The sequence below is a fragment of the Candidatus Aquarickettsia rohweri genome, from assembly GCF_003953955.1.
GTDB classification, from domain to species: Bacteria; Pseudomonadota; Alphaproteobacteria; order Rickettsiales; family Midichloriaceae; genus Aquirickettsia; species Aquirickettsia rohweri.
Genome location: NZ_RXFM01000033.1, coordinates 1 through 11,671, shown reverse-complemented (window position 1 = coordinate 11,671; position 11,671 = coordinate 1). Strand labels below are relative to the sequence as shown.

Sequence of the window (11,671 nt, the reverse complement as noted above, 5' to 3'; positions counted from 1 at the left end):
GTATAAAACCATTTGCAGTTGGCAGAAAAAATTGGATGTTCTGTGCAACAACTAAGGGTGCTAAAGCTAGTGCAAATATTTATAGTATTATTGAAACTTGCAAAGTAAATAAGATTAATCCTTATGATTATTTAAAATATTTGCTGAATCATATTCATGATTATTCTGATCCAAAAGAGTTAGTAAATTTACTTCCATATAATATTGATAAAAAAATATCATCAAATTAAATTTTTTTTAGAATTATCAAAAAACTTAAGAAACCCAAAGAAAGGCGGATAATACTTGTCAAGATGTGGATATTTTAGCGTTTACTTTTGAATGATAAACTATTGGAATTTCATCTTTTGTAATTTGCACGTCAATTTCCATTATATTTATTTTAAGATTTTTTAATTCTGTGAAAGCAAATATTGTGTTTTCTGGTAATTCTGATTTTCCTCCTCTATGAGGTATTATTAATGGCAAATCAGCTTTTAATTTTAAGGAAGATAAATTAGTTATTAATAATACTAATATAAAAAATTTATAAAGCATCTTAATAATAAATGAATATTAATTATTGTAATAAATTTTTTTCTTGAAACAGTAATTTAACACCTTGATGATAAGGTATTTGATTTTGATTATCAGCAATTTTTTTTAAGGGAGAGATATTAAATGCTGGATGAATTTTACTTAAGGTATTTAAGTTATCAATTATAAGATTTGCTAAATTGTATGCAGATAATTTTTCAACATTATTTGAAGAAATAAGCAATGTAGGGCTTCCAAGAGTATTTATTTCAATAGGGTTTCCAAGATAAAACTCTCCAGGGATTATTTCTTTATTTATAAAATAATTTGAAGATGATATATTTTTAATTAATTCATCATCTATGGAGATAAGTCTGATTTCACAGAAATTAGTGATATTACTAACTCGTGTGTCAGGTATTCCACCATATATAAATGATACGTCCACTTTATTAGAGCATAAAGCGTGAATTTTATCAGAGAATTTCAAGTATTCAATTCCAGAAAAATCATTGTCTGTCCATTTTTTTTGTTTTAAAATTTTTTGTAAAAAAGTATAAGATGCAGAATTTTTACTGCCAACATCTATTATTTTACCTTTAATATCATCAATACTTGTTATTTTTGAGTATTTATTCACCATGAAGTTTAATACTTCATCTCCTAGCGATAACATAAATCTATAATTTTTACTAAATTTATTATTTTCATTACTTTGATTTTGAATTTTATCAAAAATCATACTGGCTGGAACAATTGCAAAATCCACTTCTCCCTTTTCTAGTTTATTCATATTTTCTGTGCTGCCGCTTGTTTGCTTTGTTACACGATCGAAACCTGTTACATGTTGATTATAATTTATTAGGCTACAAATAACCTTGCCAACGCTATTATTTGCATAATTAGTTGCAATGGTGATTGTTTTTGGGTTGTAAAATTCCTCTTTTTTTATTTTAGTATCTGTAGATATTTTTATTTTATTACTAGGCTTCTTACTATTGTTAATAGTGTTATCTATGTCTGCATTGTTAATAATTTCTTTATTTTGTATTTTTGGTTTTTCAAAGGGATTTTGAGGTTTTTCAATTGCAAATAGTATTTGCATGTTAAAGGATAGAGCAAATAAAACTGCTAGTAGTAGTCTATTTATAAACATGAGATAAAATTGATTTTATTTGAAAATATTGCATGATTTTAAATGTTAAATCAACTATAATATTTTTTTGTAAAAATTTTAATTATCTGCTTACTAATATCTTTAGCTTTTTTATTTCCATCAATAACAAATATTCTATGGGGATTCTTATTTGCTATTTCTAGATAAGATGCTTTAATTTTTTGATAAAATTCTTGATTTTTATTGTCGTAAATATTGTTTTCAGCTCTTTTTATATTTTTTCTTTTAAGTATTTCATCAACAGATATGTCAATTAAGAAAGTTAAGTCAGGCTCAAATTTGTTGATTGTTAATTCTTTTATTATATTTAAGGTGGTAGTGTTTAAATTTTTATAATAACCTTGATAACATACTGATGAGTCATAAAATCTATCTGAAATTACATAATAACCTTCTTTTAGCTTAGTTTTAATTAAATTATCAACGTGGTCTTTTCTAGCAGCTGAAATTAATAAATATTCTATAAGTGGGTCAGATATTTCATTGCGTAATAAAAGTAATTCTCTGATTTTTTCAGCTAAAATTGTCCCTCCAGGTTCCCTTGTAACACAAACTTTCTTATTATTGATTTCTAAATATTCTTGTAATAATTTTATTTGAGTTGATTTTCCTGAAAAATCACATCCCTCAAAAGTTATAAAATGCATAGGTATTTAAAAAACATATATTTTTTAGATATTTATAAAATATATCTTGTACTCAAAGAATCAAGTAGTTACTATAAATTTAAGTGTTTTTTTAAAGTGATATGCCAGGATCGTTAACTACTGACCACCTATTTGTAGGTTTAACAAGACCTCCACTTTTATTTGGTGTAAGTTATAATTTTTTTATTGTAAATGCGCTTGTGTGTATGTTGATGTATATTATGACAACTAAGTTTTTATACTTAGTCATTGCGTTCCCAATTCACGGCATAGGTTATTATATTTGTTCTAAAGAACCTTTGTTTATTGAATTGTTTAAAGTGAGAGCTGAAAAATGTTCTAGGTGTAAAAATAAATTTTTTCATGGAGCAAATTCATATGATCCATTTTAATATTTTTAATAAAAGGGATGTAAAATAATGAAATTTTTTTCAGCTAAACCAGAGAAAAATGCTCTTATTAATAGAGAATATTTATTTAGTGGTTTTATACCATATTTATACCATTTAGATAAAAATACCATTTATACGAAGAAGAACCAGTTAATTCAAGTAATAAGGCTAGGTGGCTTTTCTTTTGAAACAGCTGATGATGAAGATGTTGATATAAAGAAGAATGTTAGAAATTTCCTTTTCAAAGGTATGGCTGATCCAAGTATTAGTCTGTATTTCCATATTGTTAGAAAAAAACAAGATGTTTATGAGGGTTCTCAAGGAAGTATAGATATGCCAGATGGTTTTGCTAGCTTTTTAGATGATAAATGGGTGCAAAAGCATAAAAATCATAAAGGTTTCTTAAATGAACTATACATAACTATTTGTTATAAGGTTAAAAAGAATATTAGTGTATCATTCATTAATGATTTTTTAGAAAAATTTTCAAAGAATTCAAACAAAAAGACTGAAGATGAATCAATGGTTGAAGGTTTTGAACAATTACAAGAAGCTACTAATAGAATAGTTAATTCTTTAAGGCAGTATAGTCCAGAGGTTATTGGAATAATAGAGAGAAATAATCAAAAATATTCTGAATTAATAGAGTTCTTTAACAGTATTGTGAATTGTGGAGGTAATTCAAATGCTCTAATAGGATTTGGTAAGCTTGATAATTTAGTAAATAATCAAAGATTTTATTTTGGTAAAAAAGCTATAGAGATAAAAGGAATTGATGGTAAATCTAAATATGCAGGAATGGTTAGTTTAAAGGAATATAGCCAGAAGACATGGGCAGGCATGATGGACGGATTTTTGCAAATGCCATTTGAGTTTGTTATCATCCAATCTTTCCAGTTTATTAATAGGCAAATAGCTATTGCAAAAATGCAGCTTCAACAAAATAGGATGATTCAAGCGGGTGATAAAGCAATTTCTCAGATTGCAGGAATTTCTGAAGCATTAGATATGGCAATGGGTGGTGAAATTGCATTTGGGACACATCATTTGTCAATTATGTGTATTGCTGATAATTTAAAAGAACTTGAAAATGCACTTTCTATGGCATCAGTTGAACTTACTAATACAGGTGGTGTTGGGGTTAGAGAAAGAGTAAATATGGAACCTTCTTTTTGGGCTCAATTACCTTGTAATAATGATTATATAGTTAGATCATCTACTATTAATACTTTAAATTTAGCGGCATTTAATTCTTTCCATAATTATCCTACAGGTAAAAAATTTGATAATCATTGGGGTGATGCTGTAACAGTTATGGATACTACTTCAGGAACTCCATATTATTTTAATTTTCATTTAAGGGATGTTGGCCATACTACAATTATAGGACCAACAGGTGCTGGTAAAACTGTTTTGATGAATTTTTTATGTGCGCAATCTCAAAAATATCAATGTAGATTATTCTTTTTTGATAAAGATAGAGGGGCAGAAATATTTTTAAGAGCACTTGGTGGTGAATATACTGTAATTGATACTAGTAAAAAATGTAATTTCAATCCATTGAAATTAGATGATAGAGGAGAAAATAAAACATTTTTACTTGATTGGTTAAAGCAGTTAGTGTCAGTTAATGGTGAGGCTATCACTGCTCAAGATATTGATTTATTAACACGTGCTATTGAAGGTAATTTTAAATTAGATAAGAAAGATAGAAAGTTATCTAATATTGCTGCATTTTTAGGTATGTCAGGGCCAGGCACTCTTGCTGGTAGACTTGCTATGTGGCACTCAGGAGGATCTCATTCAAGTATTTTTGATAACGATGATGATGTGATTGACTTTGGTAAATCCAGTGTTTTTGGCTTTGAAATGGCTGAATTATTAAAAGATAAGGCAAGTTTAGGTCCAGTTTTAACTTATATATTTCATAGAATTAATTTATCTCTTGATGGAACACCAAGTATGATTGTATTAGATGAGGCTTGGGCTTTAATAGATAATCCTATATTCGCTCCTAAAATTAAAGATTGGCTTAAAGTTTTGAGGAAGCTAAATACTTTTGTTGTATTTGCAACTCAAAGCGTGGAAGATGCTAGTAAAAGTCAGATAAGTGATACATTGATTCAACAAACTGCAACACAGATTTTTTTACCAAATTTAAAAGCTACTGATGTGTATAAAACTTCTTTTATGCTAAGTGAGAGAGAGTATCAGTTAATCAAGACAACAGATCCAGGTACTAGGCACTTTTTAATAAAGCAAGGTAATGATGCTGTGGTTGCAAAAGTAGATTTAGGTGGTGTGAGTGATGTAATTGACATATTGTCTGGTAGAGCTGATACTGTTGTTATACTAGATGAGGTAAGAAAAAAATATGGCAACGATCTAAATATTTGGATACCAAAATTTTCAGAAAAACTTAAAGAAATTAGGTCTAAAAAATGAAGTATGTAAAAATTATTTTATTATTATTTTTTATTACGTTTTACGTAGATGAAAAAGTATATAGCTTTGATACAATGATAGATTATGAAAATAAAACAAGAGATGGTAGTGCATGGTTTTCTCATATTGATAATTGTTTCAGCTCTGGTAAAGCTGTGTTTCAGTTATCAGTTGGAGATTTTAATAACGTTAGTATTCCGCATTATTTAAAAGCTAATAATACAATTAAACAGGGATCTAGAGCTGGTTGGTCAGAACTTGCTACAATTGGTAGAGCAATACTTTATATGGATATGCTTTTATCATTTTCACCAGCTAGTATATTTGCTTTAGTTGCAATTGGTGTTGAATATTTAGTTATGCTTGATATTTGTACTAATGCTTTTATAATTGCACCTCATGAATATGCAAATCTTGCTTTAGGATATGAGTGTGAACCAAAAGATAGTGATGGTAATGTAAAATTTGTGCAAGGTGACAATCCTCTTCCACCACTTACTGCAGTAGATGTTCCCTTTTTCTATCATTGTGATCCTAAATATGAACCTGGTTTGAAGAGAAACTTAATAGAAACAGATGAGGATTATAGAGAAAAATTGGATAATACATATGGGTATATGTTGGAAGCATCACCTTATTGCACAAATCAATATGGTCAATTAGTTATTCCTAATCCAACTAAGAAATTAACATTTAAAGATGTTCCTTCTAACATGCCAACGGATATAAAGGCTTTATCAGATGGTCATGTATTAGTTTATCATACAAGCACTTGGGAAAGAATATTTTGACAAAATGGTGATTGGACTGATGCTTTTGAGTTTCTTCTACATGGATTTGCAAGTCAACACGATTCTTGTACGTTTAAAAAAGACTTAGGAACTTTATTTGATATAACTGGTGAAAGTGATGCACAAGGGTTCTTTAGATTAATTGGATATTATAGATTTAATTCAACTATCGGTAAAGTGCAATTATGTGTTGGAGCTCCATATACTTTGTTTCCAGTAAGAGTAGGGTGCACTTATGTCCCTCCTCCAGTTAATTTAGTGGATGTGCCTAATCTAGCAGTGGGAGAAGGTACTAGATGTGAATATTTTAGTAATGGAAGAACTGATTTAAAAACTCTTGGTTTAGCTATGAACAGTGGCATTCTTGGAGAAGATACTGGTAATGGAAATAAGAAATCAGTGTCAAATTTTTTAATGAGTGATATGCATATAACAAGTACAACAGTTGGCTGTATATTAGATTTACTAGAGAGGGTTTTTATAAATCCAGATCATAAAACAGGATTTTTTCCAGAAATACAGAAAAATTTGAAGAGAATAGTTCTTGCAGCAGTGACGTTATATTTATGTCTTACAGGGATTAAGATTATGAATTCAGGAGGTAATTTAAAAAGAAGTGATTACTTGATGTTTGCAATAAAATTAGCATTAGTTCTTTATTTTGCTTTAGGAAATGCTTGGTTCTCAGTTGATAAAAATGGTAAAAAAGTAGGGATTTATTATGGTATTACTGATGGGGCTCAACAAATAGCTAGTTATTTTATGGAATCTCAAAATATGGCAGATCCATTAGGACATTGTACATATGATTACAATAATAGGAATATATTAAGTCAAAGAAATATACCAATAACAGGTGATATGAAATCGACCGTTGGGGCAAATGGATATATTACAATGACGGTATGGGATTTAATTGATTGTAGGTTAATTAATTATTTAAATATGTGGACTTGCAATTATTCTTTTGCTGGACTTATTGCAATTTGGTCTATTACGGCACTAATTTTAGTTAGTGGCATAGGTTTTGTATTAATGATAGCAATGTTTGTTTATTCATATATGTTGCTAAAAATTCTGTTTAAATTTGTGCATATATTTATTCTTTCAATGTTCTCAATAACAATATTAGTTGCAGTTTCACCAATAATGATAACGTTTGCTTTATTTGATTTTACAAAAGGTATTTATGAAGCATGGTTTAAGATGTTGTTGGGATATGTAATTTATCCTGGTTTGCATTTTGCATTTTTAGCTTTAATGCTTGCCACATTTGATAATATATATTTTGGAAATTTAAAATTAGACTCCACTTCACAAAGTATATTTGAACAATGTAAAAGCAAAGGATCTTCAGAAAGTCCAATTTGTGCCATAGCTAACAATATTGAGATTGGTGCAGGAATGACGGGTAGTAGTAGAAGCATTGATAATAGCATAAGAGATATGTGCGATATGAATATAGGGCATATTATTAAGGGGTTATATGAAACTCTAGATTTATGGATATTAGGTTCATATACTATAATGAGTTCTTCTGTTGTAGATACATTATTTTATACTATGCTTAAGTTGGCATTGATGGCATTTTTATTTTTTATGTTGATGAATTCTATATCCACATTTTTTTCATATCTAACTGGAGTTGAATCTGTTGCAGGTCTTGCAAAAGGCGATTTATCTGGTGCCTTTAAAAAGGCATTTGGAACTGCAGCTAAAGCTCCGTTAAAAGCTATTAAGAGTGCAGCAGGAGGAGATAGTGGAGGAGCTAGTGGAGCTAAAAAAGGAGGTAGCAAATGATACTACCTTCAATTGATTTTTATAAATCATGTTTCAGAATTTTTAGAGGATAATTAATGAAGAATGTGAAGAATACATTTAAAATTAAAATTATTTTACTAAATATAATTTTTTTACTTCATTTTTTTCTCAATATGTAAGCGCACAGATTAATTTTGAAGGTTGTTATATGCCTTGGGAATTTGGTGATGCTGAAAAAAGTTATATATATGTAAGACCTCTTGGTGATAAATGTCATAAGATATGTGAAAATCAATGTAGAGAGTTTTCTCAACCAAGTGAATTTGATACTACAAATTGTGAAAACAGAGATGGTTCTGATTGTTATCAATTAGCTAAGAATAATGTTATTAATAGTTTGACTGGAGTGCAATTAAATCAAGATATTATTGAAGATTGCATGGTCAACTGTAGGCAAGGTAAAACGTTTTCAAGTGATTATAGAGTTGCAGATGATAGTCAATCTAGTATTTTTGGTTGGAAATGGGCAGACAAAACTATAACTACAAATACAGCATGTGTTGTTTCAAAAAGTGATAAAGATGGTAGTAATGACGATAATGACGAGACAGTAAATTATGGATATTTTCCAATAAGTTATGATGTTAAAAATGGTGATAAAGTAACTTTTAGTTTAGGTGATTCAGGTACCCAATATGGTAACACATTATTTTTATGTGGCTTTCAAACAGAAAAAATTACACCAAAGTATTGGTATGTAGATCCTAATGATACAAGTGTAAATTTTAATAATAAAAATGCAAATAAAGTTTGGAATGTGAGAAACACTGCATTTTACCATACTGATATTCCTTTGAAAAATGGGTATTACTTAAGATTTGCATATGGAGGTAAAGTATTTGGTTATTATGGTGATCAAAATATTGGTAATAAATTTCCATATATTTCGGAGTTATTATATTCTGATTTAAAATTTTATTATGATCCACAGAGAGCAGATTTAGGTTTATCTTTTAATGGAAAATGTTCTGGTAGCCAAAATTATTTTCCTGGAGATCAGATGTCAACTTGTTATTACAATGCTGATCAACAGAAATCTTATTGTATAACTAAAGATAATAAGACAATAGAATGTAAAAATGGCAGTTGCGGTGGGTTAAGTTATGATAATATACAAGATAAGAGTAAAATGTGTTCTTTAAGGTCTACTAGAAACAATTATGTTAAGAAGAATGTGGATATCAATGGATTTTCAGTTAGTAATATGCCTTTAGACAAATTTGAATTTTCTGGGCACTTAAATAACTATGAACCGGATGATGAAAAATTACAAATTAAATATAAGGATGATTATATTTTAACTACACAATGTACACCAAATAGAGAGAAAACAGGTGATCAATGTGTTGATTGGGATCATTGGCCTAACTGTGGAATGTTTTATAAAAAGTGCTGTGTAAGAAAAGTTCCTATCTATAAATATACTAAGGAATGTAATTATTTTATTGATGGAAAATATTATCAACATAAGACTCTTGAATCAAATGAATCAGAATATAATCAAGGTTATACATCTTTTGATCAAACAGTCGCACGAAATTTTTCAAAAAATTTTGGTGGTTATGAAGTGGAAATAAATTGGAAAGGATGTCCACATAAAAATGGTGAAGGATTGCAGTATGCTGTGGTTCCTGTTACGGGCGACTCAAAGTATGAGCCATGGAAATCAAGTGTTAAATGGATGGATGCGTATGAGTACATTTATGGTGACAAGAGTGGTAAAGAAGTTAAAATAGAAGGAGATGGTAGGATATTTTTCAGAATTAACCCTAGCGTTATAACTAAAGGCAGGGAAAATACTTTAGGATCTTATGGAGTAATTGTAAATAAAAAAGATACTACAAGTGATAGTGTTTCAGGCGTTATATCGGATGTAGTAAATACTGTTACTAAGTTTTTTATTGGTGAAGATGGTAATCAGTCAAATTCAGGAAAAGTTCAGGATATATTTAATAAACTAACTCAAGATCCAATGATAATTAATGGAATTAGAGCGTTATTAGTACTGTATTTAGTATATACAGGAATTAGTTTTATGATAGGGTTTGCAAAAATTACTCAAAAAGAAGCAATGAATAGAGTATTAAAAATTGCTTTTGTAGTAATGATAATATCTCCTAATAGTTGGGTATTTTTTAATACATATTTATTTAGTGCATTGTTAAATGGAAGTATGGAATTAGTTTATGATATCATTCAACCTATTACTTCTGTGCAATCAATTAATGTAAATACTGCTTCTCATTCAGAATTAGTTAAAAGTGTTTTTAGTATGTTTGATGAAATTTTTCATCAGTTATTTAATCATATTATTTGGACAAAGCTTTGGGCTTTATTTTGTACAAGTTTAATTGGAGTTTTGATTGCGTTTTTGATTATTATTGCAATAGTTAGCTATTTAATTTGTGCATTAAGAATTATAGTAACGTATTTATATTCTATGATAACTTTATGTATATTATTTATCCTAGCTCCAATTTTTATTTCTTTTATGTTATTTGAAAAGACATCAAAGTTGTTTAGATCATGGATAAATAATATGATATCCATGGTGTTTCAGCCAGTTTTTGCTTTTGCAGCACTTGCAATACTTCATAAATTATTTATTATGACCTTAAAAGCATCTTTGTTTTTTACTGCTTGTCCTACATGTATCTTATCATTTGATATATTTGGAACTCAAATATGTTTGCCGTGGAAAGATGCTTGGTGGGTTGCATTATATGGAGCTCATTTTCCACTTGAAGCTTCTATGTCTTCTCCTATTAATATGATAGTGCCAGTTTTTGCAGTTTTTGTAGTTGTACAAGCTATGGATGGAATGGTAAGATTAGCTTCAAATTTTGCAAATAAAATTGCTACAAATAGTTTTTATGGTTTTGATCTAGAAGCTGTAGCTATAAAAACTCAATCTTATGCAACAGGTATGATTTCTAAAGCTGCTAATACAGTACTAGGCACAGGTGATTATTCAATAAAGGATAATAAAAATAAAAAAGATGGGAAATCAAAAAATTCTTCAGGAAAATCAAAAGATTCTTCAAAAAGTAAATCAGAAAAAGTTAAGAGGAAGTAAATGGAAACAAGAAAAATAAAAAGATATTTTAGATTTTTATTTATATTACTTTTCATTAAAAGCTTTTTTGTTTTATATTCATATAGTGATGATATATGTCCTGCGATAGTTGATAATTATCAAGGAAGTTGTTATATGGCATATGATTATGGATTTACGTCTTCGTTAATTATTATACGTTCTAAATGTCCATGTAGTGACAATGATGCTATTCCTGGGAATTGTGATTGTAATGATTCAAAAAAAGAAGATTGTGGTCAATGTAAGTGGAAAAAATTTGATCCAACTTTTTATACAAAAGGAAATAGTAGTTTAGATAGTAATGCTAATAATATTGCTATTACAGTTGAAGGTGCGTGGAAGCCTTGGGGAGATTTAGAAATAAATAATAAAATGTGTAAATTTGATACATGTAAGGTAGGAATAGGACAAGATTGTTATCCAGATGGTGAACAAATTAATGTAGGTAATAAACAAGCAAATATACCATGGTGTATAAAAGATGGATATGGTATTTATGGTCTTATTGCTTTAAATAATAAAAATCCTAATGATTAACAATTTTTAGATGATATTAATTTTAGAACTTTTAGGGTAGGTCCATTAAAAGTTTCTCAGTATAAACCAAGCGTTACTTCGTAAGCGCTAAAATAAGGGCATCTAGGCAAGAATAAAAATAAGTGGTAGAACAAAAGCCTAAAAAAATAGAGGCTAATGATGCTATTAGAAAAAAAGAATAAGTAATGAAAAATGGAAAGAGCTAGTAGAAGAATATAAAAAAAGTAATGTAAGTAAATATGAATTTT

Annotated in this window: 10 protein-coding genes; 7 read left to right on the top strand and 3 right to left on the bottom strand. The window is 28.7% G+C overall.

What is annotated here, in order from left to right; translation table 11 throughout:
* Positions 1–230: transposase domain-containing protein (locus EIC27_RS08140; protein WP_205702304.1), on the top strand; the 230-nt coding region annotated here is incomplete at its 5' end.
* A gap of 58 nt (positions 231–288) precedes the next feature.
* Here the strand turns inward: EIC27_RS08140 and EIC27_RS03115 are convergent.
* The 3 genes from EIC27_RS03115 to tmk form a co-directional block, all read right to left on the bottom strand.
* Positions 289–537, bottom strand: coding sequence for a glycerophosphodiester phosphodiesterase family protein (locus EIC27_RS03115; RefSeq protein ID WP_126044689.1), 249 nt, complete (start codon positions 535–537; stop codon positions 289–291).
* A gap of 22 nt (positions 538–559) precedes the next feature.
* Positions 560–1,621, bottom strand: coding sequence for a TAXI family TRAP transporter solute-binding subunit (locus EIC27_RS03110; protein ID WP_162298313.1), 1,062 nt, complete (start codon positions 1,619–1,621; stop codon positions 560–562).
* A 101-nt stretch (positions 1,622–1,722) separates the two neighbouring features.
* Positions 1,723–2,340, bottom strand: coding sequence for a dTMP kinase (gene tmk, locus EIC27_RS03105; RefSeq protein ID WP_126044687.1), 618 nt, complete (start codon positions 2,338–2,340; stop codon positions 1,723–1,725).
* A gap of 101 nt (positions 2,341–2,441) precedes the next feature.
* On the opposite strand from tmk, the gene EIC27_RS03100 reads away from it, so the two are divergent.
* The 6 genes from EIC27_RS03100 (at position 2,442) to EIC27_RS03075 (ending at position 11,423) form a co-directional block, all read left to right on the top strand.
* Positions 2,442–2,732: a VirB3 family type IV secretion system protein gene (locus tag EIC27_RS03100; RefSeq protein ID WP_126044686.1), complete on the top strand. Its 291-nt coding sequence runs from the start codon at positions 2,442–2,444 to the stop codon at positions 2,730–2,732.
* A 27-nt stretch (positions 2,733–2,759) separates the two neighbouring features.
* The gene (locus EIC27_RS03095; protein WP_126044685.1) at positions 2,760–5,177 is read left to right on the top strand and encodes a VirB4 family type IV secretion/conjugal transfer ATPase; all 2,418 of its coding nucleotides are present in this window, start codon (positions 2,760–2,762) and stop codon (positions 5,175–5,177) included.
* A complete protein-coding gene (locus EIC27_RS03090) occupies positions 5,174–5,968 on the top strand; it encodes a hypothetical protein (RefSeq protein WP_126044684.1) in 795 nt (264 codons plus the stop codon). The genes EIC27_RS03095 and EIC27_RS03090 overlap by 4 nt, the downstream gene beginning before the upstream one ends.
* A gap of 177 nt (positions 5,969–6,145) precedes the next feature.
* The gene (locus EIC27_RS03085) at positions 6,146–7,768 is read left to right on the top strand and encodes a TrbL/VirB6 family protein (RefSeq protein WP_126044683.1); all 1,623 of its coding nucleotides are present in this window, start codon (positions 6,146–6,148) and stop codon (positions 7,766–7,768) included.
* Positions 7,769–7,937: 169 nt separating this feature from the next.
* Positions 7,938–10,865, top strand: coding sequence for a TrbL/VirB6 family protein (locus EIC27_RS03080; RefSeq protein ID WP_126044682.1), 2,928 nt, complete (start codon positions 7,938–7,940; stop codon positions 10,863–10,865).
* Positions 10,866–11,423: a hypothetical protein gene (locus EIC27_RS03075; protein ID WP_126044681.1), complete on the top strand. Its 558-nt coding sequence runs from the start codon at positions 10,866–10,868 to the stop codon at positions 11,421–11,423.
* Positions 11,424–11,671: the final 248 nt, after the last annotated feature.